The organism is Streptomyces gobitricini (assembly GCF_039532985.1).
Taxonomy (GTDB): Bacteria; Actinomycetota; Actinomycetes; order Streptomycetales; family Streptomycetaceae; genus Streptomyces; species Streptomyces gobitricini.
This window is the reverse complement of the sequence record NZ_BAAASR010000001.1, coordinates 35,557-61,931: the sequence shown is the minus strand read 5'-3', so window position 1 is coordinate 61,931 and position 26,375 is coordinate 35,557. Positions and strand designations below refer to the sequence as shown.

General features: G+C 70.4%; 23 protein-coding genes and 3 tRNA genes. 11 read left to right on the top strand and 15 right to left on the bottom strand.

Features of this window, described 5'->3' with window-relative positions; translation table 11 throughout:
* The first annotated feature begins 60 nt into the window (after positions 1–60).
* Positions 61–1,359, top strand: a complete 1,299-nt coding sequence (nhaA, locus tag ABD347_RS00265; protein WP_344354988.1) for a Na+/H+ antiporter NhaA — start codon at positions 61–63, stop codon at positions 1,357–1,359.
* A 477-nt stretch (positions 1,360–1,836) separates the two neighbouring features.
* Here nhaA and ABD347_RS00260 read toward each other — a convergent pair.
* A tRNA-Leu gene (locus ABD347_RS00260) sits at positions 1,837–1,923 on the bottom strand.
* A 561-nt stretch (positions 1,924–2,484) separates the two neighbouring features.
* Between ABD347_RS00260 and ABD347_RS00255 the strand changes: the two genes are divergently transcribed.
* From ABD347_RS00255 to pknB, 6 genes are all read left to right on the top strand, one after another.
* Positions 2,485–3,321, top strand: coding sequence for an FHA domain-containing protein (locus ABD347_RS00255; RefSeq protein WP_344354985.1), 837 nt, complete (start codon positions 2,485–2,487; stop codon positions 3,319–3,321).
* A 10-nt stretch (positions 3,322–3,331) separates the two neighbouring features.
* Positions 3,332–3,844, top strand: coding sequence for an FHA domain-containing protein FhaB/FipA (locus ABD347_RS00250; RefSeq protein ID WP_344354982.1), 513 nt, complete (start codon positions 3,332–3,334; stop codon positions 3,842–3,844).
* Positions 3,845–3,982: 138 nt separating this feature from the next.
* Positions 3,983–5,482, top strand: coding sequence for a Stp1/IreP family PP2C-type Ser/Thr phosphatase (locus ABD347_RS00245; protein WP_344354979.1), 1,500 nt, complete (start codon positions 3,983–3,985; stop codon positions 5,480–5,482).
* A 26-nt stretch (positions 5,483–5,508) separates the two neighbouring features.
* On the top strand, positions 5,509–6,951 hold the full coding sequence (locus tag ABD347_RS00240) for an FtsW/RodA/SpoVE family cell cycle protein (RefSeq protein ID WP_344354976.1): 1,443 nt from the start codon (positions 5,509–5,511) through the stop codon (positions 6,949–6,951).
* Positions 6,948–8,414, top strand: a complete 1,467-nt coding sequence (locus ABD347_RS00235) for a peptidoglycan D,D-transpeptidase FtsI family protein (RefSeq protein WP_344354973.1) — start codon at positions 6,948–6,950, stop codon at positions 8,412–8,414. Before ABD347_RS00240 ends, ABD347_RS00235 begins: the two co-directional genes overlap by 4 nt.
* A 164-nt stretch (positions 8,415–8,578) precedes the next feature.
* Positions 8,579–10,618 carry a Stk1 family PASTA domain-containing Ser/Thr kinase gene (pknB, locus tag ABD347_RS00230; RefSeq protein WP_344354970.1) on the top strand — a complete coding sequence of 680 codons (2,040 nt, stop codon included), beginning with the start codon at positions 8,579–8,581 and terminating at the stop codon, positions 10,616–10,618.
* Positions 10,619–10,677: 59 nt separating this feature from the next.
* Here the strand turns inward: pknB and ABD347_RS00225 are convergent, their stop codons facing one another.
* The 5 genes from ABD347_RS00225 to ABD347_RS00205 form a co-directional block, all read right to left on the bottom strand.
* Positions 10,678–11,355, bottom strand: coding sequence for a class E sortase (locus ABD347_RS00225; protein WP_344354968.1), 678 nt, complete (start codon positions 11,353–11,355; stop codon positions 10,678–10,680).
* Positions 11,356–11,392: 37 nt separating this feature from the next.
* On the bottom strand, positions 11,393–12,571 hold the full coding sequence (locus tag ABD347_RS00220; protein WP_425575543.1) for a class E sortase: 1,179 nt from the start codon (positions 12,569–12,571) through the stop codon (positions 11,393–11,395).
* Positions 12,490–13,152, bottom strand: a complete 663-nt coding sequence (locus tag ABD347_RS00215; protein ID WP_344354962.1) for an aminodeoxychorismate/anthranilate synthase component II — start codon at positions 13,150–13,152, stop codon at positions 12,490–12,492. The genes ABD347_RS00220 and ABD347_RS00215 overlap by 82 nt, the downstream gene beginning before the upstream one ends.
* Positions 13,149–13,310, bottom strand: coding sequence for a hypothetical protein (locus tag ABD347_RS00210; RefSeq protein WP_344354959.1), 162 nt, complete (start codon positions 13,308–13,310; stop codon positions 13,149–13,151). Before ABD347_RS00210 ends, ABD347_RS00215 begins: the two co-directional genes overlap by 4 nt.
* Before the next feature lie 141 nt (positions 13,311–13,451).
* The gene (locus ABD347_RS00205) at positions 13,452–14,219 is read right to left on the bottom strand and encodes a DUF881 domain-containing protein (protein WP_344354956.1); all 768 of its coding nucleotides are present in this window, start codon (positions 14,217–14,219) and stop codon (positions 13,452–13,454) included.
* A gap of 148 nt (positions 14,220–14,367) precedes the next feature.
* Between ABD347_RS00205 and crgA the strand changes: the two genes are divergently transcribed.
* Positions 14,368–14,625, top strand: a complete 258-nt coding sequence (gene crgA, locus ABD347_RS00200) for a cell division protein CrgA (protein WP_344354953.1) — start codon at positions 14,368–14,370, stop codon at positions 14,623–14,625.
* 256 nt (positions 14,626–14,881) lie between these two features.
* On the opposite strand, the gene ABD347_RS00195 is transcribed toward crgA, so the two are convergent.
* Positions 14,882–15,745 (bottom strand): rhomboid family intramembrane serine protease, encoded by an 864-nt coding sequence (locus ABD347_RS00195; protein WP_344354950.1) that lies wholly within the window; start codon positions 15,743–15,745, stop codon positions 14,882–14,884.
* Between the two features lie 299 nt (positions 15,746–16,044).
* A complete protein-coding gene (locus ABD347_RS00190) occupies positions 16,045–16,578 on the bottom strand; it encodes a peptidylprolyl isomerase (RefSeq protein WP_344354947.1) in 534 nt (177 codons plus the stop codon).
* A 266-nt stretch (positions 16,579–16,844) separates the two neighbouring features.
* Here ABD347_RS00190 and ABD347_RS00185 point away from each other — a divergent pair, with 266 nt between their 5' ends.
* On the top strand, positions 16,845–17,591 hold the full coding sequence (locus ABD347_RS00185; protein ID WP_344354944.1) for a DUF5324 family protein: 747 nt from the start codon (positions 16,845–16,847) through the stop codon (positions 17,589–17,591).
* On the opposite strand, the gene ABD347_RS00180 is transcribed toward ABD347_RS00185, so the two are convergent.
* Together ABD347_RS00180 and ABD347_RS00175 are read right to left on the bottom strand one after the other, a co-directional pair.
* Entirely contained in the window at positions 17,588–18,040 is a 453-nt protein-coding gene (locus ABD347_RS00180) for a DUF6344 domain-containing protein (protein WP_344354941.1), read from the bottom strand. The two genes, ABD347_RS00185 and ABD347_RS00180, sit on opposite strands and share 4 nt — an antisense overlap.
* 321 nt (positions 18,041–18,361) lie before the next feature.
* Positions 18,362–18,434, bottom strand: a tRNA-Ala gene (locus tag ABD347_RS00175).
* A 151-nt stretch (positions 18,435–18,585) separates the two neighbouring features.
* Between ABD347_RS00175 and ABD347_RS00170 the strand changes: the two genes are divergently transcribed.
* Positions 18,586–19,134 (top strand): helix-turn-helix domain-containing protein, encoded by a 549-nt coding sequence (locus ABD347_RS00170; RefSeq protein ID WP_344354938.1) that lies wholly within the window; start codon positions 18,586–18,588, stop codon positions 19,132–19,134.
* Positions 19,135–19,177: 43 nt separating this feature from the next.
* On the top strand, positions 19,178–20,653 hold the full coding sequence (locus tag ABD347_RS00165; protein WP_344354936.1) for a serine/threonine-protein kinase: 1,476 nt from the start codon (positions 19,178–19,180) through the stop codon (positions 20,651–20,653).
* 21 nt (positions 20,654–20,674) lie between these two features.
* Here the strand turns inward: ABD347_RS00165 and ABD347_RS00160 are convergent, their stop codons facing one another.
* The 5 genes from ABD347_RS00160 to gyrA all read right to left on the bottom strand — a co-directional run bounded on the left by ABD347_RS00160 (position 20,675) and on the right by gyrA (position 26,362).
* Positions 20,675–22,042, bottom strand: a complete 1,368-nt coding sequence (locus ABD347_RS00160) for a hypothetical protein (protein WP_344354933.1) — start codon at positions 22,040–22,042, stop codon at positions 20,675–20,677.
* A 551-nt stretch (positions 22,043–22,593) separates the two neighbouring features.
* Complete coding sequence (locus tag ABD347_RS00155; RefSeq protein WP_003958712.1) at positions 22,594–22,728, bottom strand: DLW-39 family protein; 135 nt, start codon at positions 22,726–22,728, stop codon at positions 22,594–22,596.
* Positions 22,729–22,884: 156 nt separating this feature from the next.
* A tRNA-Ile gene (locus ABD347_RS00150) sits at positions 22,885–22,958 on the bottom strand.
* Positions 22,959–23,029: 71 nt separating this feature from the next.
* Entirely contained in the window at positions 23,030–23,641 is a 612-nt protein-coding gene (locus ABD347_RS00145) for a DUF3566 domain-containing protein (protein ID WP_344354931.1), read from the bottom strand.
* A 3-nt stretch (positions 23,642–23,644) separates the two neighbouring features.
* The gene (gene gyrA, locus ABD347_RS00140) at positions 23,645–26,362 is read right to left on the bottom strand and encodes a DNA gyrase subunit A (RefSeq protein ID WP_344354928.1); all 2,718 of its coding nucleotides are present in this window, start codon (positions 26,360–26,362) and stop codon (positions 23,645–23,647) included.
* Positions 26,363–26,375: the final 13 nt, after the last annotated feature.

The following is a 26,375-nucleotide window of genomic DNA, read 5'->3' as shown; positions in this document are numbered from 1 at the left end:
GTCTGGTCGGCGTCCCTGGGCTCGTATGCCCCAAGCCGAAAGCCCCCCGGAGGCCCACCCATGGCTGACGCCCCACGCGAGCGTTCCCCCTTCCTCGGCCTGCTCCCCCTCCCGGAGCGCAACGCCGTGGTCCAGGCGCTGAGGACGGAGACCGTCGGTGGGCTGGTCCTCCTCGGCGCAGCCGTCGTGGCGCTCGTATGGGCGAACACTCCGTGGAGCGGGACCTACGAGCAGATACGCGACTTCCACTTCGGCATACCGGCCCTCGGTCTGGACCTGTCGGTCGAACACTGGACCGCCGACGGACTCCTCGCCATCTTCTTCCTCGTCGCCGGCATCGAGCTCAAGCGCGAACTGGTCGTCGGTGAACTGCGCACCCCCGCCACGGCCGCGCTGCCGGTCATCGCCGCGCTCTGCGGCATGGTGGTGCCCGCCGCCCTCTACGCCGCCACGGTGACGGCCGGCGGAGGCAGCCTCGACGGCTGGGCCGTGCCGATGGCCACCGACATCGCCTTCGCACTCGCCGTCCTCGCCGTCCTGAGCACCCACCTGCCCGCCGCCCTCCGCGCGTTCCTGCTCACCCTCGCCGTCGTCGACGACCTGGGCGCGATCCTGATCATCGCGGTGTTCTTCACCAGCGACCTGAACCTCGCCGCCCTCGGCGGAGCCTTCGCCGGACTGGCCCTCTTCTACGTCCTGCAGCGCTTCCGGGTACGCGGCTGGTGGTGGTACGTCCCGCTCGGCATCACCACCTGGGCGCTGATGTACAACGGCGGCGTCCACGCCACCGTCGCCGGCGTCGCCATCGGCCTCATCCTGCGCACCACCCGCGACAAGGGCGAGACGGCGTCCCCCGCCGAGCGGACCTCCCACCTTCTCCACCCCGTCTCCGCGGGTGTCGCGGTGCCGCTGTTCGCCCTCTTCGCCGCCGGCGTCGGCGTCTCGGCCGCCGCCCTGGGAGAGGTCTTCACCCGGCCGGAGCCGCTGGGGGTGGTGCTGGGCCTCGTCGTCGGCAAGACCCTCGGCATCTTCGCCGGCACCTACCTGGCCGCCCGGTTCACCCGCGCCAAGCTGAACCCGGAGCTCGCCTGGGCGGACGTGCTCGCACTCGCGGTGCTGGCCGGAATCGGCTTCACCGTGGCCCTGCTCATCGGTGAACTCGCCTTCCCCGATCCGGCCACCACCGAGCACGTCAAGGCCGCGGTCCTGGCCGGCTCCCTCATCGCCGCCGTCCTGGCGGCCCTCCTCATCAAGCGGCGCAACGGCATCTACCGCCGCCTGTACGAGGAGGAGAACCGCGACGACGACCACGACGGCATCCCGGACGTCTACCAGCGGGCCACCACCGCCGAACGGTGACAGGAAGCCCTTCCGGACGCCTCCCGCCGGACCGCACCGGCCGGCGGCCCCCGGCGCCGTCCCCGGCCCTCCGGACGGCCACGAGCGGGGCGCGGCGGTGACCTTCCCGTGCGGTACGGCTTCCCGGCCGGCGGACACGGACCGGTCCCCCGCGCGACACGGCACGGCCGCGCGGGCGCGCCCGGCCGGCCTCCTGTCCGCCCGCCCGGCCCGACGGCCCCGCCCTGCGAACCCGCCCCCGAAGCCCGGCCCCACCGGCCCCGGCACGCCCGGCCGGCTGCCCGCCGGTCCGGCTTCGTCACCGCCCGCCGCTCCGCGCGGCAGGGCACAACACGCAGGCCCCGACAGTGACTTCGGTCACTGCCGGGGCCCGCACGCCCGCAGCACCCAGCCCCGCCACGGACCCGAACGCACAACGAGAGACGGGCCCTCACCAGGACTTTCGTCTCTGGCGAGAACCCGTCTCATCGGTTTCTCTGGTGCGCGAGGGGGGAGTTGAACCCCCACGCCCTTTCGGGCACTGGAACCTGAATCCAGCGCGTCTGCCTATTCCGCCACCCGCGCATTGGGTGTTGCCGCTTGGTTTCGCACCGTTCTCCCGGTCCGTCCCCCTGGCGACATCTGAAGATTAGCACGCCACAGGAGGTGGATTCACATCCGTTTGTTTCGGGCGCCTCGCCGGCGAACAGAGACGGGGAGGAGGGCAAGGACGGAGGAGGAGAGGACGAGTGGCGACGCACGGGCCGCGTGTCCGGAACGGCGCGCGGGAGCCGGCCACGACCGCACGGCCGGTGCCGGGACCCGCCCGGACCCGCCCGGGCCCGGTACCACCACGCAACCCACGGCGCCCCGCGCCCACCCTCACCTCCGGGGGCCCGGCACAGGACGCGCGACCCGGGAGACAAGGCCTTGGGACACCGCGGGCGGAACAGGGAACGCCTTACCGTCCCACCCACTCCTCCAGGGTGCGCGTCAGGTGCGGGACACTGTCTGGAGGGCGCCTCTACGATCCCTGTGAGAGGTGACACTCGTCCACAGGGCAGAGAAGGGGAACCAGCCGATTTCCCGACGCGTGGATACGATCAGTAAGCAGTACCAGGACGGCAACGACGGAGGAGGTGCCCCATGGGAGTCCTGAAGCGTTTCGAGCAGCGTCTCGAAGGTCTGGTCAACGGCACCTTCGCCAAGGTCTTCAAGTCCGAGGTCCAGCCCGTCGAGATCGCGGGTGCCCTCCAGCGCGAGTGCGACAACAACGCCTCGATCTGGAACCGTGACCGTACGGTCGTCCCCAACGACTTCATCGTGGAGCTGAGCGCGCCGGACTACGAGCGCCTCAGTCCGTACTCGGGCCAGCTCGGCGACGAGCTGTCGGGCCTGGTGCGCGACTACGCCAAGCAGCAGCGCTACACCTTCATGGGCCCGATCAAGGTCCACCTGGAGAAGGCGGACGACCTCGACACGGGCCTGTACCGGGTACGCAGCCGTACGCTCGCGTCGAGTACGTCACAGTCCCCCGGCGCGGCGGGCCCCGCCGCTCCGGCCGCGTCTCCGGCCGGTGGCCGCCCCGGTGGCTACGGCTACCCTCCCGCCGCCGCTCCTCCCATGCCGTCGGCCCCGCCGCCCGGTATCAACCGGCCGCCCGCCGGCCGCCCGCCGGCGGCCGGCCCCGTGCCCGGCGCCCAGGTGCGCCGCTGGATCGAGATCAACGGCACCCGCCACCAGATCTCCCGCCCGACGCTGGTGCTGGGCCGCAGCACCGAAGCCGACGTGCGGATCGACGACCCCGGCGTATCGCGCCGCCACTGCGAGATCCGGACCGGAACGCCCCCGACGATCCAGGATCTCGGGTCCACCAACGGCATCGTGGTGGACGGGCAGCACACCACCCGCGCTACGCTCCGCGACGGCTCGCGAATCGTCGTGGGCAGTACCACCATCGTTTACCGGCAAGCCGAAGGGTGAAGCGGGGGCAATGTCAGAGCTGACCCTCACGGTCATGCGGTTGGGTTTCCTCGCCGTACTGTGGCTGTTCGTCATCGTGGCCGTCCAGGTCATCCGCAGCGACCTGTTCGGGACGCGTGTCACGCAGCGCGGTTCGCGGCGCGAGAGCGCACGGCCCCAGCAGGGCGCCCGCCAGCAGGCCGCGGCACCGCCGCAGCAGCGCCAGCAGTCCGGCCGTCAGCGCCGCGGGGCCCCGACCAAGCTGGTCGTCTCCGAGGGCACCCTCACGGGCACCACGGTCGCCCTCCAGGGCCAGACGATCACTCTGGGACGCGCGCACGACTCCACGATCGTCCTGGACGACGACTACGCGTCCAGCAGGCATGCCAGGATCTACCCGGACCGTGACGGCCAGTGGATCGTCGAGGATCTCGGGTCCACCAACGGCACGTATCTCGACCGGACCCGACTCACCACCCCGACACCGATTCCGCTGGGCGCGCCGATCCGCATCGGCAAGACCGTCATCGAGCTGCGGAAGTAGTACGACAATGAGCGAGCGGAGCGAGCGAGCCGCAGCGGTGCCCACAGGTGACCGGCACAGGCTCCCGACCGGAGGGTGGGCAGTGTGGCTCGAGACCGGCTGTACCCGGAGGCGTCGGAGTCGACAGGGCAGGTGCGCATGAGTCTGTCACTGCGTTTCGCCGCCGGATCGCACAAGGGCATGATCCGCGAGGGCAACGAGGACTCCGGGTACGCCGGTCCCCGGCTGCTCGCGATCGCCGACGGCATGGGCGGCCAGGCCGCCGGTGAGGTCGCCTCCTCCGAGGTGATCTCGACGCTGGTCACGCTCGACGACGACGTACCCGGCTCCGACATCCTCACCTCGCTCGGTACGGCGGTGCAGCGCGCCAACGACCAGCTGCGGCTGATGGTCGAGGAGGACCCCCAGCTGGAGGGCATGGGGACCACCCTGACCGCCCTGCTGTGGACGGGCCGGCGCCTCGGCCTGGTCCACGTCGGCGACTCCCGGGCGTACCTCCTGCGCGACGGCGTCCTGACGCAGATCACCCAGGACCACACCTGGGTGCAGCGCCTGGTCGACGAGGGCCGCATCACCGAGGAGGAGGCCACCACCCACCCGCAGCGCTCACTGCTGATGCGCGCGCTGGGCAGTGGCGACCACGTCGAACCGGACCTCTCCATCCGTGAGGTGCGCGCCGGCGACCGGTACCTGATCTGCTCCGACGGCCTGTCCGGCGTCGTCTCCCACCAGACGATGGAGGAGACCCTCGCCAGCTACCAGGGCCCCCAGGAGACCGTCCAGGACCTGATCCAGCTCGCGCTGCGCGGCGGCGGCCCGGACAACATCACCGTGATCGTCGCGGACGTCCTCGACGTCGACGGCGGCGACACCCTGGCCGGGCAGCTCAGCGACACCCCCGTTGTCGTGGGCGCGGTCGCCGAGAACCAGACGCAGCTGAACGACGGCGGCGCCATGGAGACCCCCGCGGGCCGCGCCGCCGGCCTCGGGCGCCAGGCACCACCGCCGCCCGGCGGCGGCTTCGGCCCGCCCGGCAGCGGCGACGACCTCGGGTACGGCGGCATGCCGCCGGAGGGCAGCTACGGCGCGTACAGCGAACAGGACTTCACCAAGCCGCGCGGCGGCCGCAAGTGGCTGAAGAGATCGTTCCTCATCGTGCTCGCCCTGGCCGTGGTCGGCGCCGCGGCGTACGGCGGCTACCGCTGGACCCAGACGCAGTACTACGTCGGCCCCAAGGACGACCACGTCGCCCTCTACCGCGGCATCAGCCAGGACCTGGCGTGGGTCTCGCTCTCGGACGTCGAGAAGGACCACCCGGAGATCGAACTCAAGTACCTCCCCGACTACCAGCGCAAGCAGGTCGAGGACACCATCGCCGGCGGCAGCCTCGGCAAGGCGCAGGACAAGATCGAAGAGCTGGCCGCCCAGGCATCCGCCTGCAAGAAGCAGGAGCAGCGCCAGAAGGCGGCCGACCGGCTGCCCGCCGCACCCCCCGGTGAGGGCCAGGCCGGCGGTATGACCGGCCTCCCGACCGAGCCCACGCCCAAGCCGTCCACCAGCACCGCAGCCACTCCGACTCCGGGCCCCACCCTCTCGGAGGAGGAGCAGAAGCTGGCCTCGAACTGCGGCAAGCAGTAAGCACCCGTAGGGGGCCTGTCACCACCATGAGCGTTGTCACCAACACGACCACCATCGGCGCCATCGATCTGCCGAGCCGCCGGAACACCGAGCTGGCGCTGCTCGGCTTCGCCGTCGCCATCCCGGTCTTCGCGTACCTGAACGTGGGCCTCGCCCTGGACGGCAAGGTCCCGGCGGGCATGCTCGGCTACGGCATCGGCCTGGGCCTGCTGGCGGGCATCGCCCACCTGCTGGTGCGGCGGTTCGCGAAGTACGCCGACCCGATCCTGCTGCCGCTGGCGACCCTGCTCAACGGGCTGGGGCTGGTGCTGATCTGGCGGCTGGACCAGTCGCCACGCGTGATCGCGAAGTCCATGGCCCTGTACGACAGTTACAGCCCGGACGCGCCCAAGCAGCTGATGTACTCCGCGATCGGTGTGGCGCTGTTCCTGGTGGTGCTGATCTTCCTGAAGGACCACCGCGTCCTCCAGCGCTACACGTACATCTCCATGGTGGTGGCGATCGTCCTGCTGCTGCTCCCCCTGGTCCCCGGTCTGGGCTCGGCCGTCTTCGGCGCCAAGATCTGGATCAAGGTCGGCCCCTTCTCCATCCAGCCCGGAGAGTTCGCGAAGATCGTCATCGCGGTCTTCTTCTCGGGCTATCTGATGGTCAAACGGGACGCGCTCGCGCTGGCCAGCCGCCGCTTCATGGGGCTGTACCTGCCGCGGGGCCGGGACCTCGGCCCGATCCTCACCATCTGGGCCGTCAGCCTGCTCATCCTGGTCTTCGAGAACGACCTCGGTACGTCGCTGCTGTTCTTCGGCATGTTCGTGATCATGCTGTACGTGGCGACCGAGCGGACCAGCTGGATCATCATGGGTCTGCTGATGGCCGTGGGCGGCGCGGTCGTCGTCGGCTCGACCGCCAGCCACGTCAAGTCCCGTGTCGCCGCCTGGCTCGACCCCTTCGAGTGCCTGAAGACGGCCCCCGAGAGCTCCAACATGGCCCAGGCCTGCGACCAGATGACGCAGGTGCTGATGTCCTTCGGCTCCGGCGGCACGCTCGGCACCGGGCTCGGGCAGGGCAACTCCGACCTGATCGGCTTCGCTGCCAACTCCGACTTCATCTTCGCCACGGTCGGCGAGGAACTCGGTCTGGCCGGTGTCATGGCCTTCCTGCTGCTGTACGGCCTGATCGTCGAGCGGGGCCTGCGTACCGCGCTCGCCGCCCGCGACCCGTTCGGCAAGCTGCTGGCGACCGGCCTGTCCGGGGCCTTCGCCCTCCAGATCTTCGTCGTCGCCGGCGGTGTGATGGGCCTGATCCCGCTGACCGGTATGACCATGCCGTTCCTGGCGTACGGCGGCTCGTCGGTGATCGCCAACTGGGCCCTGATCGCCATCCTGCTGCGGATCAGCGACACCGCCCGCCGTCCCGCGCCGGCACCCGCCCCGTCCCCCGACGCCGAGATGACCCAGGTGGTCCGACCGTGAACAAGCCCCTGCGCCATATCGCGATCTTCTGCGGCCTGCTGGTACTCGCCCTGCTGATCCGGGACAACTGGATCCAGTACGTCCGCGCCGGGGAGCTCAGCACTCACGAGAAGAACCGCCGGGTCACGATCGAGCGGTACGCCAACGTCCGCGGCAACATCATCGTGGACGGCAAGCCGATCACCGGCACCGTCGACTCGAAGGACCCGTTCTACAAGTACAAGCGCACCTACGCCAACGGCCCCATGTGGGCCCCGGTCACCGGCTACGCCTCGCAGGCGTTCGACGCCAACCAGCTCGAGAAGCTCCACGACGGCATCCTCACCGGCAACGACGACCGGCTGTTCTTCGACCGCACCCTGTCGATGTTCACGGGGGACAAGAAGAAGGGCGGCGACGTCGTCACCACCCTGAGCGCCGTCGCGCAGAAGGCCGCCTTCGAGGGCCTCGGCGACAAGAAGGGCGCCGTCGCCGCCATCGAGCCGTCGACCGGCAAGATCCTGGCGCTGGCGTCGACCCCGTCGTACGACCCGTCCTCCTTCGCCGGTTACCACAACAAGGACGCCAAGGCCTGGCAGGCACTGGAGAACGACAAGGACAAGCCGAAGCTGAACCGCGCGCTGCGCGAGATCTACCCGCCCGGCTCCACCTTCAAGGTGCTGACGGCCGCCGCCGCGCTGGAGTACGGCAAGGTCACCGACATCAACGCGGCGACCGACACACCCGAGCCGTACATCCTTCCCGACACCACCCGCGAGATGGTCAACCACGCCCGCGGCTGTGAGAACGCCACGCTGAAGTACGCGATGGAGGTCTCCTGCAACTCGGTCTTCGCCAAGCTCGGTCACGAGGTGGGCCGCGACGACATGGTGAAGATGGCCGAGAAGTTCGGCTTCAACAACGCGGAGATCGACACCCCGGTCCGTGCCGCCACGTCGGTCTACGACAAGAACATGGACCGCCCGCAGAACGCGCTCTCCGCCATCGGCCAGTTCAACACCAACGCCACTCCGCTCCAGATGGCCATGGTGGCCGCGGCGATCGCCAACGACGGCAAGCTGATGAAGCCGTACATGGTGGAGGAGCTGCGCTCCCCGGACCTCGACGTGCTGGAGAAGCACGAGCCGGAGGAGATGAGCCGGCCGATGTCGGCGAAGACCGCTCAGCTCGTCCAGGAGATGATGGAGGGCGTGGTCAACAGCGACCACGGCACCGGTGGCTCGGCGAAGATCAAGGGCGCGACGGTCGGCGGCAAGACCGGCACCGCGCAGCACGGCGAGCTGAACAAGGCCCGGCCCTACGCCTGGTTCATCTCCTACGCCAAGACCGACAACGGCTCCCCGGTCGCCGTCGCCGTGGTGGTCGAGGACTCCAATGCCATCCGTGACGACATCAGCGGCGGCGGCCTCGCCGGGCCCATCGCCCACGATGTGATGAAGGCGGTACTCGACAGCAAGAAGTGACGCGCGGGTCGCGGCCGCACCTGAGGGCCGGTGTGTACCGGTCCCGTATCAGGTAGTGGTCGCGGTCCGATCGACTTCCCGTGGCCGGTAGCGTATGCGCGAACAGCACACCGCCGGACCACACACGGGTGCGGTCGGGACTGACGGAGAGGGCTGGAACAGTTATGGAAGAGCCGCGTCGCCTCGGCGGCCGGTACGAGCTGGGCTCGGTGCTCGGCCGCGGTGGCATGGCGGAGGTCTACCTCGCCCACGACACCCGGCTCGGCCGCACCGTCGCCGTGAAGACGCTGCGGGCCGACCTCGCCCGTGACCCGTCCTTCCAGGCCCGGTTCCGCCGTGAGGCCCAGTCGGCCGCCTCGCTCAACCACCCGGCGATCGTCGCGGTCTACGACACCGGCGAGGACTACGTCGACAACATCTCCATCCCGTACATCGTGATGGAGTACGTCGACGGCTCCACCCTGCGTGAGCTCCTCCACTCGGGGCGCAAGCTGCTGCCCGAGCGCACGCTGGAGATGACGGTCGGCATCCTCCAGGCCCTCGAGTACTCGCACCGGGCCGGCATCGTCCACCGCGACATCAAACCGGCGAACGTCATGCTGACCCGCACCGGCCAGGTCAAGGTCATGGACTTCGGCATCGCCCGCGCCATGGGCGACGCCGGGATGACCATGACGCAGACCGCGGCCGTGATCGGCACCGCCCAGTACCTCTCCCCCGAGCAGGCCAAGGGCGAGCAGGTCGACGCCCGCTCCGACCTCTACTCCACCGGCTGCCTGCTGTACGAGCTGCTGACCGTCCGCCCGCCGTTCGTGGGCGACTCCCCGGTCGCGGTCGCGTACCAGCACGTACGCGAGGAGCCGCAGCCGCCCAGCAATTTCGACCCCGAGATCACGCCCGAGATGGACGCCATCGTCCTGAAGGCGCTGGTCAAGGACCCGGACTACCGCTACCAGTCGGCCGACGAGATGCGCGCCGACATCGAGGCGTGCCTCGACGGCCAGCCGGTGGCCGCGACGGCGGCGATGGGGGCGGCCGGTTACGGGGGCTTCGGCCCCGACGACCAGCCGACCACGGCGATGCGGCCGACCGACCCGGCCGGACAGACGTCGATGCTGCCGCCCGTCAACCCGGACGACGGCGGTTACGGCTACGACGACCGCCCGGACCGCCGCCGCCAGCGGAAGTCGAACCTCTCGACGATCCTGCTGATCCTGGCGGGCATCCTGGTACTGGTCGGCGCGATCCTGATCGGCAAGGTGGTCTTCGGCGGCGAGAGCTCCGGCTCGAGCACCATCACCGTGCCCAATGTGGTCGGCAAGCCGTTCCCGGAGGCGGAACGGACCGTGGAGGAGGCCGGGCTGAAGATCGCCCGGTCGGGCACGGACGCCTGCGACCGGCCGAAGGGCTCCATCTGCAGCCAGACGCCGCAGTCCGGAGTGCTGAACGAGGGCGAGACCATCGAGGTCGTCGTCTCCGAGGGTGCCGCGAAGATCGAGGTCCCGGACGTCACGGAGAAGTCCGAGGGAAGCGCGAAGCAGGCGCTCGAGGACAAGGGCTTCGAGGTCAAGGTCGAGTACAAGGAGTCCGACAAGCAGCCGGGCGAGGTGCTGGAGCAGGACCCGGCGGGCGGCACTCAGGCCGAGAAGGGCGCTCGGATCACCCTCACGGTGTCCAAGCAGGCGGAGCGAGAGGTTCCGCCGGTCACCGGTCAGCAGTTCGACGCGGCGAAGTCGCAGCTGGAGACCCTCGGCTTCCAGGTCAAGCGCGAGGACGTGGACTCGAACCAGCCGGCGAACACCGTCGTCGGGCAGAGCCCCGAGGGCACCTCCAAGGCCCCCAAGGGCAGCGAGATCACCCTCAAGGTCTCCAAGGGCCCCCAGCAGCAGCAGGTCCCGGTGCCCGAGGTACGGCCACAGCCCCTGGGCCAGGCCAAGCAGACGCTGGGAGCCGCCGGCTTCACCAACGTCCAGGTCGCCGAGGGCTGCCCGAACGACGACAACGCCATCGTGACCGGCAGCGACCCGCAGGTCGGCACCCCGGTGGACCCGGCCACCACCACCGTCACCCTGACCACCCTGGGCTGCCAGGGCGGCGGTAACGGTGGTAACGGCGGCAACGGCGGCAACGGGAACAACGGCGACAACGACGAGGACCGCGGCTTCTTCGGCGGCCCGTCGGGCGCCGTCCTCCGCCAGGACTGACCGACTCCGCACACGGCAAGGCCCCGGCACCCTCAGGGTGCCGGGGCTTCTCCGTTCCGTCAGCGCAGCTCCGCCGGGGGCGTACGGGCGCTGTCGACCTTCTCGGTGCGCTCCAGCTCGCCCCACACGATGTAGCGGTACGTGGAGGTGTACACGGGCGTGCACGTGGTGAGCGTGATGTACCGGCCCGGTTTGGTCTTTCCCGACTCCTTGGGCACCGGCTGGAGGACGTCCACATTGAACTTCGAGGTCTCGGGGAGCGTCTTGTAGACCTTGTAGACGTACCAGGTGTCCTTGGTCTCGAAGACGATCGAGTCACCGGTCTTCAGCTTGTGGATGTTGTGGAACTTCGCGCCGTGCCCGTCCCGGTGCGCGGCGAGCGAGAAGTTGCCCTGCTTGTCGGAGGGGAGGGCGGACTTGACGGGGGCGGTGTAGTAGCCGGCCACGCCGTTGTTCAGGGTCTTGGGGTCGGTGCCCTTCTTGACCAGCACCTCGCCGCTCTTCATCGCCGGTACGTGGAGGAAGCCGATGCCGTCCCTGGTGTCGAGGGCGCCGGGTCCCGCCGAGGCCCAGTGGTCGCGTACCTCGTCGCCCTGCTTGTCGGCCTCACGGTCGGCCAGGACGTTCGTCCACCACAGTGAGTAGACGACGAAGAGGCCCATGAGCACCCCGGCGGTGATCAACAGCTCGCCGAAGACACTGATGACGCCGGCGATCCGGTTGCGCGCACGTGCCACTACATCTGTCCCGTCTGAAGGTCGAAGCCAGGCCGCCCTAGCCTACGAGCGCGTCCGGTTTCCCCTTGCTGCGCGGGCGTTCGTCGACCATCTTGCCCCACACGATCATCCGGTAGGTACTGGTGAACTCGGGCGTACAGGTCGTGAGAGTGATGTACCGGCCCGGTCCGGTGAAGCCCGAGCCCTCCGGCACCGGCTGGATCACCGAGACGTTCGAGGGCGGGGTCTGCGGCAGGATGCTCGTCATCTCGTAGGTGTAGTACGCGTCCTGCGTCTCCACCACGATCGGGTCGCCCGGCGTCAGCTGGTTGATGTAGCGGAACGGCTCGCCGTGGGTGTTGCGGTGGCCGGCGACCGCGAAGTTGCCCCGCTTGTCGGAGGGCATGGCCGTCTTGAGCTGCCCCTCGGCGTAGTGCCCGACCATGCCCCGGTCGAGGACCCGCTTCTTGTCGATGCCCTCGGCGATGGGCACGGCGACGTCCAGCTTGGGGATGTACATGATCGCGAAGCCCTGGCCGGGTTCGAAGGCGTCAGGCTTGCGGCCCTCCGCCCAGGCGTTCTCGATGCCCTGTTTCGCCTTGTCGGCCTGGAAGCCCGCGCGGACGTTCGTCCACCACAGCTGGTACGTGACGAACAGCAGCATGACGACGCCGAACGTGATGAACAGCTCGCCGACGATCCGGCTGGCGACGACGCCGGCGCTGTCCTTGCGCGCCCGGGCGGCGCGCCGGGCCTCCACGCGGGTGAGCGGCCTGCCGGGGCCCGGCGACGGGGGCGCGGCGGGTGCCGGGGAAGAGCCCTTGCGACGGCGCCCGCGCCCCTTGGCGGCCCTGCGGCGCTCGGCGCGGCCGCCGGTGGGCCGCTCGGGCGCGGGTCCGGGCCGCCCTGCCTCCGGTCCGGCCACTGTGCGCCGCGTCTCCTCGGTGCGCAGGGCCATCGTCTCGTCGTCCGGCACGGGGCCGGGCGGGGGGCCGGGGGCCCACGTACCGGCGTAGGGGTCCTGCTCCACAACGGGCTCCGGGGCGGAAGCCGGGTCCCGTGCCGGTGCCTGCCCGGGATCCGGAACCTGGGATTCCGGTAGGTTCGACGCCCGGAACCACGGTGAACCGTGCTCGTGTTCCGGACGCACCGCGGTCACGCTACGGCCTTGCCCACCACTGGGGCGAGCCCTGCCGACCGGCCGACCGCACCGGTGTCGCCGCACTGTTCCAGCCAGTTGGCGAGCATCAGGTGTCCGTACTCGGTGAGTACCGACTCCGGGTGGAACTGCACGCCCTCGACGGCGAACTCGCGGTGCCGCAGCCCCATGATGATGCCGTCCTCGGTCCGCGCGGTGACCTCCAGGACGTCCGGCAGGGCGGTCGGCTCGGCGGCCAGCGAGTGGTACCGGGTCGCGGTGAACGGGGACGGCAGCCCGGAGAAGACGCCCCGCCCCTCGTGCACGACCGGCGAGGTCTTGCCGTGCAGCAGCTCGGGCGCGCGGTCGACGACACCGCCGTACGCCACCGCCATCGACTGCATGCCGAGGCACACACCGAAGACCGGGATGCCCGTGCGGGCGCAGTGCCGGACCATGTCGACGCAGACGCCGGCCTCCTCGGGGGTGCCGGGGCCGGGCGAGAGCAGGACGCCGTCGAACCCTCCCCCCGACCCCGCCGGGGGGACCCCGAGGACGTGGCTCGGCTCGACCTCGTCATTGCGCCGGACCTCGCACTCGGCACCGAGCTGGTACAGGTACTGGACCAGGTTGAAGACGAAGCTGTCGTAGTTGTCGACGACGAGAATGCGCGCGCTCACTGACCGTCCACCGTCACATCGTTGAACGGAAGCAGAGGCTCCGCCCAGGGGAACACGTACTGGAAGAGCACGTAGACCACCGCGAGGATCAGCACGAGCGAGATCAGCGCCCGCACCCACGCGCTGCCCGGCAGATGCCGCCAGATCCAGCCGTACATGACGCCTGCCGGTCCTTCCGTCGAATGCCCTTCGATACCGCACCCAGAGTACGGGGCGATGCCGCCCGGGTGGGTCAGCTGTGGAAAGCCGGGGACTTGCCCTCCGTCACAGGCCGGGGCCGGCCTCCGGCCCCTTGGGCGCTAGCTCGCGGGCTCCGCGTAGTGGAGATCCACTGTGCCCGAGTAGCCGGGGAGGGTCACCGACTCGTGCTCGTCGACCTTCCAGCCGAGCCGGTACGCCTTCACGTACAGCAGGTAGTTCTGGACGGCGGTGGAGTCGTCCAGCGCGCGCTGGAGCTTCCCGGTGTCACCTACGGCGGTGATCCGGTAGGGAGGGGAGTAGACGCGGCCCTGGAGGATCAGGGTGTTGCCGACGCAGCGGACGGCACTGGTGGAGATCAGCCGCTGGTCCATGACGCGGATGCCCTTGGCGCCGCCCTTCCACAGGGCGTTGACGACGGCCTGGAGATCCTGCTGGTGGATGACCAGGTCGTTGGCCTGCGGCTCGGGGTAGCCGGGGGCGGCCTGGGCGCCGGGCGGGGCGTCGTTGAGGGTCACGGTGAGGCCCTGGCCGGCGACCTTGGTCGTGCCGGCCGCCTTCTCCAGGGCCCCGAGCCGGGCGTCCTCCGCCTCGGTGGAGCCGTCGTCACGGCGGGCGAGGGTGTCGACCTCGTCCCGTACCGTCGCGGTCGTCTCGTCGAGTTCGGCGTTCTTCTGGCTCCGCTCACGGATGAGGTCGGAGAGCTTCAGCAGCGAGGCGTCCGTACGGATGTTGGTGCCCTTGGCGGTGTTGAAGCTGGTGACGAAGATCAGTCCGGCGAGGGCGAAGACGGCAGCGGTCAGCAACCGGACCGGCCGCCAGTTCCTGCGCCCGGCCGGCTCTTGGGGAGAGTCGGCGGAATTGCTCAACGTACCCTTATCTCCTTCAGCCCCGCGGAACCACTACGCTAACGGACGCCCGGGTGAGGCGGTGGTCCCCCTCGCCCCCACCCCGGTGCCCAGCCCCGAAGCCACAGTTCCTGCGCGGTCACGCAGCGCATCGACAGGAGAGTCCCTCGTGCCGAAGTCACGTATCCGCAAGAAGGCCGACTTCACGCCGCCGCCGTCCACGAAGCAGGCGACCAACATCAAGCTGACCAGCCGCAGCTGGGTGGCTCCGGTGATGCTGGCACTGTTCGCCATCGGGCTCGCCTGGATCGTGGTCTTCTACGTCACCGACGGGTCCCTGCCGGTCAAGTCGTTCGGGAACCTCAACATCGTCGTCGGCTTCGGCTTCATCGCGGCCGGGTTCGGCGTCTCCACGCAGTGGAAGTAGCGGTACGGCACCACGGTCAAGCCCTGCCCTGAGTTATCCACAGCGTTGTACACAGCGCGTGGAAAAGGTCAGACCATCTGTGGATAACTCGCATCGGGTTGACGCCGGTGTGACTGCGCCAGACCGCTTCCGACGGGCCGGTCCGCCCCTTGCCCTTGCCGAGAAACCGCAGGTCAGAGGCGAGGGGCACAGACGTTCCCCACCCGGTGCGCAAGTTCGGACACACGCTGTGGACAACGGTGGGGACAAGGTGCGCTCAGCTGAGCGCGGCCGTCCTCAGAATCACCGTCGCCAAGGTCAGCCCCAGAATCAGCGCGCACGCGGCGCCCTGCAGCAGGGCACGCCGCTCACGGGAGCCGTTGACCATGGCGTACGCGATCACCACACCGGCGACCAGTCCGCCGATGTGGGCCTCCCAGGCGATCCCGTCCCACGCGAAGGTGATCACCAAGTTGATCACCACGAGGGCCATGATGGGCCGAAGGTCGCGGTCGAGCCGGCGCACGAGCACCACGGTGGCGCCCAGCAGCCCGTAGATGGCGCCCGAGGCGCCGAGCGACCCCTGGTTCTCCGCAGCGATCAGGTAGGTGAGGGCACTGCCGGCCAGACCGGACAGCAGGTAGAGCGCCACGTACCGGACCCGCCCGAGCTCCGCCTCCAGGGTGCCGCCGAGCAGCCACAGCAGCAGCATGTTGCCGGCGATGTGCCAGATCTCCTGGTGCAGGAACATCGACGTCACCAGCCGGTACCACTCACCGTCCGCGACGCCCACCACCCGGTTGAGATCGGGATCGAAGGCGAACCCGATGAGCACCATCTCGTCGATGAGCGCCGGGTTCAGCCTGCCGAGGAGGAACACCAGCAGGTTGAGGCCGATGAGGACGTGGGTGACCAGATGCGGATGGCCCGCCGTGATCCGGCCACCGGCGATCGTGCGCGGCTGGTTGGCGGTGCGCGAGTGCCCGGTGCCGGACCCGTCGCGCACGCACTCGGGACACTGGAAGCCCACCGCCGCGTCCCTCATGCAGGCGGGACAGATGGGCCGCTCGCAGCGGGTGCATCGGACCCCCGTCTCCACGCCGGGATGGCGATAGCAGCCCGGCACCTGCGCCTGCTCCATGGGATCCCCTCGTCGGCCTCTCGGACTCTGCCCGTCTGACGACTGCGCCTCGTCCATCCTTACGGATGGACGAGGCGGAAAGGTTCCCCGCGTCCAATCGCCGCTCCCGGGGCCGCCGGTACGCCCGGGGCTGTCGGTGCCCGCCGGGCAGTCGCTGCTCCCGGGGCTGTCCGTGCTTTCGAGGCCGTCGGGGGCCTCGGGGCTGTGGGTGCTCATGGGACCATCAGGCCCTTCAGGTCCCTCGGGGCGCTCGGTCACGGGAGGGACCGCGGGGCCCCGATCGCGGAGGGACCGCGGAGTCAGGCCTTGCGGGACTCGATCTCGACGGCCTCGATGACCACGTCGTTGACCGGGCGGTCCGTGCGCGGGTTGGTCTGGATGCCCGCGATGGCGTCCACGACCTTCTTGCCGGCCTCGTTGGCGACCTCACCGAAGATCGTGTGCTTGCCGGTCAGCCAGGTGGTGGGGGCCACGGTGAGGAAGAACTGTGAACCGTTGGTGCCCGGACCGGCGTTGGCCATGGCGAGCAGGTACGGCTTGTTGAAGGAGAGCTCCGGGTGGAACTCGTCGCCGAACTCGTAGCCCGGGCCGCCGGTGCCGTTGCCCAGCGGGTCACCGCCCTGGATCATGAAGCCGCTGATGACACGGTGGAAGACCGTGCCGTCGTAGAGGCGGTCGGTGGACTTCTTCCCGGTCGCGGGGTGGGTCCACTCGCGCTCACCCCTGGCGAGCTCGACGAAGTTCTTGACCGTCTTCGGCGCGTGGTCCGGGAAGAGCCGGATCTCGATGTCGCCGTGGTTGGTCTTCAGGGTGGCGTAAAGCTGCTCGGCCACGATGTGCCTTCCGTAAGTCTGCTCTGACGTCCACCGATCCTCGCACGGAAGGGCCGCCCAGGAAGAAAGGTGGGCCCGTCATACCCGAAGCGCCGCGCGGGAAGGGGAAACCGTGACAGCGTGGCCACCGGGCTTCCGGCCGCACCGCGTTCGCGCCCCGTTGCCCCGGATGCCCCTGTACGCATGCCGTCGAGAACACCGACAGGCATGATTTCAAAAAGGACGGAAAGGCGAATACCGACCCCGCCACCGAGGAGGAGGATCCCGTGACCCGCAAGGACAGCGTGCGCGCCGCGACCAGTTCGGCGAAAGACAGCGTGCGGCACGCCGCGGAAGTGGTGGCGCCCTACGCCGGAACGGCAAAGGACACGGCCGCGCACTACGCGCAGCACTACGCGAGCGAGGCACGTGTCAGGGTCGCGCCGAAGGTCTCGAAGGCCGCGCGTCAGGCCCGTACACAGGCACGAGTCCAGTTCGACACACGTGTCGCCCCCCATGTGCCGCCGAAGGTCGACGAGGCCGCGCATCGCGCCGCGGTCCGGACCCGTCAGGCCGCACGCCAGGCGGCTGTCTACACCATGCCGCGGGTGGAGCAGGCGATGGCCGCCGCTCAGCCCGTGAGGGAGCAGGCGATGGCCCGCTCCGCCGCCGCCGTGGCCGCCATGCGCGGTCAGGTGACGGTCAAGGACATTCAGAAGATCGTGAGGAAGCACGAGCGTCGGGCCAGGGCCGGCCGCCTCGCCAAGGGGCTCGCGGTCTTCGGCGTTCTGGCCGGCGGCGCCTTCGCCGCCTGGAAGTGGTGGGACAAGCAGGCCAACCCGGACTGGCTGGTCGAGCCCCCGGCTGCCACCGAAGTGGCGGATCGCACTCCGCTGACCTCCGTGGACGGTACCGGCCCGGCTGCGCTCGACCCCGAGGTGGAGGCCAAGCAGGCGGAGGCGGAAGCCGACGCGGACGCCGACGCGGGTACGGGCACGGGTACGGCCACGGGCACGGACGACGAGCGCCGCTAGGCGGCGAGCGCGAGGTCGCCCCGGTCGACCCGGTCGGCCTGGTCGGCCCGGTCGGCCTGCTCCATCAGGTCGGCCCGGTCGGCGGGGCCGACCGGGCCGGTCGCGTCCGTGACGTCGGCCGGGTGCGGAACCAGGGCGGCGGGCAGGTGGCGTACGGAGGGTGAGGCGCCGTGCGCCTCGGCGCGGATGCGCTGCTTGATCGTGGGCGGCAGGGACCGGACGTGTCCGGAGGCCCATACCGGTACCGGTGCGCAGCAGAGGGGTGCGGCGCCACGGGCGGCCGGGGCGGCTGCCTCGCGAGGGGCGGCCGGAGCGGCCTGGCCGGCGTACACCGCGATGGCGGCCTTCGGCGTGCGCTTCAGGCCGAGAGCGGTGAGGATCGCGGACAGGAGAGAGAAGAAGGCGGTCCAGACGTGCGTGACCGGGTGCGTGACCTTGACGGCAGCCATGGCCCCTCGCTTTCGGGTTGAGCGATCTACATACCTTTCTCATGATGTGTACGCATCTCGGGATGGTGCGGAGCAACGCCACCGCTGCGCAGATCTTCCGATGAACACCACTCGTACGGCTCAGGCAGCCGTCGGGGAGCAGCGCGTGAACGGGCCGGGGACGGACGCCCACACCGTGCGGGATGCCCCGTACGTACCCATGGGACGCCTGCGTCGGCAGCGGCGACGCCCGGCGCGGCGGCTCCGACAAGCGGGCACGAGAAGGCGCGACGAGAAGACCCCTCCGACCGGTTGCCCGAGGTCGGAGGGGTCTGGTGCGCGTGGAGCCTAGGGGAGTCGAACCCCTGACATCTGCCATGCAAAGACAGCGCTCTACCAACTGAGCTAAGGCCCCGGGACGGCCGGTTCACGGCGCGTGCCGCAGACCAGAGTACCGGGTGTCGGGGGGTGCCTCGCAAAAGGTTTGGGACTCCCGGTCCGCAACCACTCTCCGTAAGATGCTGGACAAGGTTCGCAGCAGCGAACCGAAGCGATGGGGAGACGCAATGGATGCAGCACAGCAGGAAGCGACCGCGAGAGCCAGGGAGCTTCAGCGCAGTTGGTACGGGGAGCCGTTGGGGGCGCTGTTCCGCAGGCTCATCGACGACCTGGGTCTGAACCAGGCACGCCTCGCCGCGGTGCTCGGACTGTCTGCCCCGATGCTCTCCCAGCTGATGAGCGGCCAGCGCGCCAAGATCGGTAACCCGGCCGTGGTCCAGCGTGTGCAGGCACTCCAGGAACTGGCCGGACAGGTCGCCGACGGCAGCGTCAGCGCGGTGGAGGCCACGGACCGGATGGACGAGATCAAGAAGTCCCAGGGCGGCTCGGTCCTCACGGGCACCAGCCAGACGACGAACAGCTCCGGGGCGCCGACCGTCCGCCGCGTGGTGCGCGAGATCCAGTCGCTGCTCCGCTCGGTCGCGGCCGCCGGTGACATCATCGACGCCGCCGACTCCCTCGCCCCGTCGCACCCCGAACTGGCAGAGTTCCTCCGGGTGTACGGCGCCGGGCGCACCGCGGACGCGGTCGCCCACTACGAGTCGCACCAGAGCTGATCGACAGGACACCGGACGGGCGACGGGGAGCGGGCGCAGCACGATGGGTGAGGTCTTCGCCGGGCGGTACGAGCTGATCGACCCGGTCGGACGGGGTGGCGCCGGCGCCGTCTGGCGCGCCTGGGACCACCGCCGGCGCCGTTACGTGGCGGCCAAGGTCCTGCAGCAGAGCGACGCGCACGCCCTGCTGCGTTTCGTGCGGGAGCAGGCGCTGCGGATCGATCACCCGCATGTCCTCGCGCCGGCCAGCTGGGCGGCCGACGACGACAAGGTCCTGTTCACCATGGACCTGGTGACCGGCGGGTCGCTGGCGCACGTCATCGGCGACTACGGCCCGCTGCCGCCCCGGTTCGTCTGCACCCTGCTGGACCAACTGCTCTCCGGACTCGCCGCGGTGCACGCGGAGGGAGTCGTGCACCGCGACATCAAGCCGGCCAACATCCTGCTGGAGGCGACCGGGACGAGGCGGCCGCACCTGCGGCTGTCCGACTTCGGCATCTCCATGCGCAAGGGTGAGCCCCGGCTGACCGAGACCAACTACGTCGTGGGTACTCCCGGTTACTTCGCCCCCGAGCAGATGATGGGCGCGGAGCCCGACTTCCCGGCCGACCTGTTCGCGGTCGGCCTGGTGGCGCTGTACCTGTTGCAGGGGCAGAAGCCCGACTCCCGGGCCCTGATCGAGCACTTCGCCGCGCACGGCACGCCCGGTGCCCCGCAGGGCGTGCCGGAGCCGCTGTGGCAGGTGCTCGCTGGCCTGCTCCAGCCCGACCCGGGGGCTCGGTTCCGTACGGCCACGGGCGCGCGCAAGGCGCTGACGGCCGCCGTTGAGCTACTGCCCGCCCCGGCGGCCGACGAGGAACCGGTCGAGGTCTTCGACCAGATCGGTCCCCTCCCCGCGGGCTTCGGACCCGAGGGCCCGCTGAGGCCCTCCGCCGAGCCGGAGGCCCAGCCCTCCATGGCCGGGGCGTGGTCGCCTGCCCCGTCGGAGACAGGGAGCTTCCACCTGGCCCCACCGCCGCGACAGCCCTCACCGGCACCGCAGCCGACATCACAGTCGGCATCACACCTCCGGCCCGAGGCGCACCCCCGGCCCGAGGCCCCCCTGCCCCCCGGAACGCCACCCTCCGCACCGGCGCCCGTGCCCTCCGGCACCGCTCCCCACCCCGTGCCCTCCGGCGCGACCGGTGCGCCCAGCTCGCTCGATGCGCCCGGCGCGCCCAGCGCGCCCGGTGCGCCCGGCGCGACCGGTGCGACCGGTGCGCCCGGCGCGGTGCCCGCGGCGTGGCCCGATCCCGCCGCCGCTCCCGGTCTCCCGCACGTCCCGACCGTGGCGGTGCCCCACCCGCCCGCGTCCACCCCGCTCACCCGCCAGTACACGGGGCAGGCCCCGCCGGCGCCCGCCCAGCGGGGGCCGCTCGCGGGGAAGCGGCCGGGACCGCCCCCGAAGGTGACGGTCCCGGTGCTGTTCGTGGCCCTGATCTGCTTCGCCGTCGGCATCTGGGCGCTCACCCAGGCCTGAGCCGGCCCGCCGGAGCCCCGCTCACCAGGCCGTGGGCGCTCCATGCCGCGCCGGCTCCGGGCCCGGGGGCGTCTGCGCCCGCGCCGCGCGCCGCCGCGCCAGCAGGGTCCAGGCGGCCAGCCCCAGTACGAGGACGGTGCCGGTCCCTATACCGGCCGCGGCGACCAGCTTCATCGTGCCGCTCGCCGCCGCCTCCGGACCGCTCCGGCCGGTCGCCGCCGCGTCCTTGTCCGCCTCCGTGACGTCGAAGATGCCGGGCGGGCCCGCGTACCCGGGGCCGGCCTGGGGGGTGCCCTCCACGCTGATCCGCAGCGTGAGCCCGTACGGCTTCTCGCCGAACTCCTCCGCCACCCGGGGGCTCAGGCTGACGCGCAGGTAATACCAGCCCGCGAAGCGGGTGTTCTCGAACTGCGCGTCGGAGTCGAAACGGTTCTCGTACTTGACCGGCGGCAGCGGTTCGAGGTCGGCGGACTTCTGCTTTCCGTCGTACGGGACCGAGACGGAGCCGGCGACCACCCCCTGCATCGGGTTGAACAGCGTCACGTCGAGGGCGCTGAACACGAGGCCGCGGCCGGACGAGCTGGCGAGGTCGGCGCTGACGAAGAGCTGTTGCCCCCAGTCCACCGGCACCCGGTAGAAGCGTGATCGGCCCGGCTCGATCCGGTCCCTCCACTCGCCCTCGGTGAGGCCGGTCGCCTCGGAGAACCCCGCCCCGCCGGCGCGCTCCCGCGGCCCGCCGGCCGGTGCCGGGGGCGAGGCGCTGGGCCAGTTCTCGGGCGCCGCGGTCGGCCCCTCGGTCCTCGGCCCGGGCTCCAGCTCGTGCCGGATCTCCAGGTCCCAGGTGCCCGGACCGGCGTCCTTGCCACGGCGCTCGATGACGACGAAGTACGCGCCGGCCTCCTGGCAGGAGGAGCTGCTCCGGTCCATCGTCCGGTGGGCGTAGGCCGCGAGCGGCCGGGGGAACTCGGCCGAGCCGAAACGCGACTCGTTGGCGCTGCAGTTGTAGCCGTTGCGGTCCTGGAGGGACACCTTGAGGCCGTCGAAGGTGCCGACCGTGCTGCCGGGTTCCGGGACGGCTACGGCGGAGACGTACGCGTTCGTCCTCGCGTCCAGGTCCAGGCGGTAGACCAGCTGGGCACCGCCCTTGATCGCGTCCTTGTACGTGGCGCCCGCGGTGAGCGCGGGCGCGTCGTTCGTGGTCGCCGCGCCGCGGATCTGCTCGATGCCGTCGGCGAAGACGTACCCCCCGGACCCGACCGCCGGGGCCGGCGCCGCACTCGCTTGCGCCGCCCCCGCCTGGCCGGGCGGCACCACGGTCAGGCACCCCGCCACCAGCACCGCCGCCGCGACCGGCATCGTCCGGCCGGCCCGGACGCCCCTCCGCCTCATCACGCGCTTCCCCGTCCTCTCCGTGGCCGCCGCCGTCACCGCCGCACCGTCGGGAGCGCGGCTCCCGCCACCAGGACGACCGCGCCGCCCACCGCCGCGCGGTCACCTTGCCGGTCCATCCTGCCCCGCCCGTCCCGCCGCTGTCTGCGCACCGGCCGAACCGTCCCGGCTTGCCCTCGCGGCGCCCCGCCCCGCGCCCCTCGCACCCGCACACCGACGAACGTGCTCTGGCCAGCTAATGCTTTGCTGCGGGGAACCCATGAGGGCGACGTGGTGACACCGCGACACCGGAATCACGAGCTCACGAATGCACGGGCTCACGGATTCACGGATTCACGGGCTCACGGGCTCGGGCTCACGGGCTCACGGGCTCACGGAAAGAGCTTCAGGCGCGCGCCGCCCCGGCGGACAGCAATGGCCCCCGCCCCGAGGGGCGGCGATGAGCCCCACGCGGGGGCCGACAATGCGCCCCGCTCCAGGGAACGGGACGGCAATGGGCCCCGGCTGCTTTTCAGCGGCCGGGGCCCATACGCAGACTGCTCGCGTGCGACTCACACACCGGAACCTGCGGGCACGGAGTCGGTCGCCTCCGTCCACAGATCCTGCTCGGCGCGATCCGCCTGGATCTGGCGGTACACGAGGAGCCCGCCGATGGCGGCCAGTGCGACCAGGAGGAGCTTCTTCACCGCGCGACCTCGTCTTTCCTTGGCGTAAGGGACCTTCTGGCGCCCGACTATACACACGACCGATACCGATCGGTTACCTACGTCCCCGCCCAGCGCAGGCCCCGGAAAAGCGATCGGCCCGGGCGGAGTTCTCTCCGTCCGGGCCGATCGCTACTGTGGGGCTAACAGGATTTGAACCTGTGGCCTCATCCTTATCAGGGATGCGCTCTAACCAACTGAGCTATAGCCCCGCCGCGCTGGGCTCGCCGCCCCGCGCTGACCTCTGAAGATTAGCGCACGGAGCGGCGTCTTCCCAAATCCGCTACTCGTCCTCGGCCAGCGTGAGCTCGACACCACCCACGAAGCCGGCGGACAGGTTGTAGATGAAGGCACCCAGCGTCGCGAGGGCCGTGGCGAGCACCACGTCGATCACCGCGATCACCGATGTGAAGATCAGCACGCGCGGCAGCGACAGGAACGACTGGAGGTCGAAGCCATTGCTCTCGTTGGAGCCCGTGGCCTCACTGATCGTGCCGCCGACGGTCGAGAACACGCCCATCGCGTCCATGACCATCCACAGTACGGCCGCCGCCACCACCGTGCAGATGCCCAGCGCGATGGAGAGCAGGAAGCTGACCTTCATCACCGACCACGGGTCGGCCTTGGCCACCCGCAGCCGTGCCTTGCGCGTGCGGGGCGTCGTCTTCGCGCCCGTGCGCGGGCGACGCACCGCGCCGCCCGCGCCGCCGCCCTGGGTGTCGTAGGCCTGCGGCGGTTGGTACGGCTGCGCCGTCTGCTGCCCGGATGCGGGCCGCTCGGCAGGCAGCGGGCCGTCGTCGTACGTGGTCACCGTAACCCCCTGGGAGTCCGTGGCAGGGCCACGGGCACCGCTCGTCTTGGAAGCGGCCGATCCGGCGCCCGTGGCCTTACTCACGCTTTACTCCTCGTGCTCCCCGGCCGAGGGCTCCGTGCCCTCGGCTGCGTCGGCCGCGGCTCCGCTCTCTGCGGCAGCCTCGGTGTCTACGACCTCTTCGGTCGCGTCGGTCACGTCGATGTCGTCGGCACCGTCGATCACGGCTCCTTCGACCTCTTCGGCCTCGCGACCCGCCTCGGCGTTGCGGGCGATGCCGACGACGGCATCGCGCTTGCCCAGGTTGATCAGCTGGACGCCCATGGTGTCACGGCCGGTCTCCCTGACTTCGTTGACTCGCGTACGGATCACACCGCCGGACAGCGTGATGGCGAGGATCTCGTCCGTCTCCTCGACCACCAGCGCGCCGACGAGCGAACCGCGGTCCTCCACGATCTTCGCAGCCTTGATACCGAGGCCGCCACGACCCTGGACGCGGTACTCGTCGACGGCGGTCCGCTTCGCGTACCCGCCGTCCGTCGCGGTGAAGACGAACGTACCGGGCCGGACGACATTCATCGAGAGCAGCTCGTCGCCCTCGCGGAAACTCATGCCCTTCACGCCCGAGGTCGCACGGCCCATCGGGCGCAGCGCCTCGTCCGTCGCGGTGAACCTGATCGATTGCGCCTTCTTGCTGATGAGCAGCAGATCGTCCTCCGCCGACACCAGCTCCGCGCCGATCAGCTCGTCGTCGTTGCCGTCCTCCTTCTCACGGAGGTTGATCGCGATGACGCCGCCGGAGCGGGGCGAGTCGTAGTCCTTGAGGGACGTCTTCTTCACCAGGCCGGCCTTGGTGGCGAGCACCAGGTACGGCGCCGCGTTGTAGTCGCGGATCGCGAGGATCTCGGCGATCTGCTCGTCCGGCTGGAAGGCCAGCAGGTTGGCGACGTGCTGGCCGCGGGCGTCCCGGCCGGCGTCCGGCAGCTCGTACGCCTTGGCCCGGTAGACCCTGCCCTTGTTGGTGAAGAACAGCAGCCAGTGGTGCGTGGTGGAGACGAAGAAGTGGTCGACGATGTCGTCTTCCTTGAGCTTCGTGCCGCGCACGCCCTTGCCGCCGCGCTTCTGCGAGCGGTAGTCGTCCGTCTTCGTGCGCTTCACATAGCCGCCACGCGTGATGGTGACGACGATGTCCTCCTCGGCGATGAGGTCCTCGATGGACATGTCACCGTCGAAGGGCACCAGCTTGGAGCGGCGGTCGTCACCGAACTTCTCGACGAGCGCGGCCAGCTCCTCGCTGACGATCTGACGCTGGCGGGACTCGGAAGCCAGGATCCCGTTGTACTCGTTGATCTTGGACTGGAGCTCGTCGTGCTCGGCGACGATCTTCTGGCGCTCCAGGGCGGCCAGGCGGCGCAGCTGCATCTCGAGGATGGCGTTGGCCTGGATCTCGTCGATCCGGAGCAGGCCCATCAGGCCCTCGCGCGCGACCTCGACGGTGTCGCTGCGCCGGATCAGCGCGATGACCTCGTCGATCGCGTCCAGCGCCTTGAGCAGACCGCGCAGGATGTGCGCCCGCTCCTCCGCCTTGCGGAGGCGGAACTTCGTACGCCGGACGATGACCTCGATCTGGTGCGTCACCCAGTGGCGGATGAACGCGTCCAGCGAGAGGGTGCGCGGCACGCCGTCGACGAGCGCCAGCATGTTGGCGCCGAAGTTCGTCTGGAGGTCGGTGTGCTTGTAGAGGTTGTTCAGGACGACCTTCGCGACCGCGTCCCGCTTGAGGACGATCACGAGCCGCTGACCGGTCCGGGAGGACGTCTCGTCACGGACGTCGGCGATGCCGCCGATCTTGCCGTCCTTCACGAGGTCGGCGATCTTCTGGGCCAGGTTGTCCGGGTTGACCTGGTAGGGCAGCTCCGTGACCACCAGGCACTGGCGGTTCTGGATCTCCTCGACCTCGACGACCGCGCGCATCGTGATGGAGCCACGACCGGTGCGGTACGCCTCCTCGATGCCCTTGCGGCCGACGACGAGGGCGCCGGTCGGGAAGTCGGGGCCCTTGATGCGCTCGATCAGCGCGTCCAGGAGCTCCTCGTGGGTGGCCTCGGGGTGCTCCAGCGCCCACTGGGCACCGGCCGCGACCTCGCGCAGGTTGTGCGGCGGGATGTTGGTCGCCATACCGACCGCGATACCGGCCGAGCCGTTGACCAGCAGGTTCGGGAAGCGCGCCGGCAGGACCGTCGGCTCCTGGTTACGGCCGTCGTAGTTGTCCGTGAAGTCGACGGTCTCCTCGTCGATGTCCCGGAGCATCTCCATGGACAGCGGCGTCATCTTGCACTCGGTGTACCGCATGGCGGCCGCCGGGTCGTTGCCCGGGGAGCCGAAGTTGCCGTTGGAGTCCACCAGCGGCATGCGCATCGACCACGGCTGGGCCAGGCGGACCAGGGCGTCGTAGATGGAGGAGTCACCGTGCGGGTGGTACGTACCCATGACGTCGCCGACGACGCGGGCGCACTTGTAGAAACCCTTCTCGGGCCGGTACCCGCCGTCGTACATCGCGTAGAGCACGCGGCGGTGGACGGGCTTGAGGCCGTCCCGTACGTCGGGCAGCGCGCGCGACACGATGACGGACATCGCGTAGTCGAGGTACGAGCGCTGCATCTCCGTCTCGAGCCCGACGGGCTCCACACGGAGGCCCACGCCGGGGACGGCGGGCTCCTCCTCGGGCATCACGACGGCCGGGGTGACGGGCGTGCCGGGCGTGTCAGGAGTGTCGGGCGTGTCAGGGGTGTTCTCGTCGGCCATTGCTGGTCTTCAG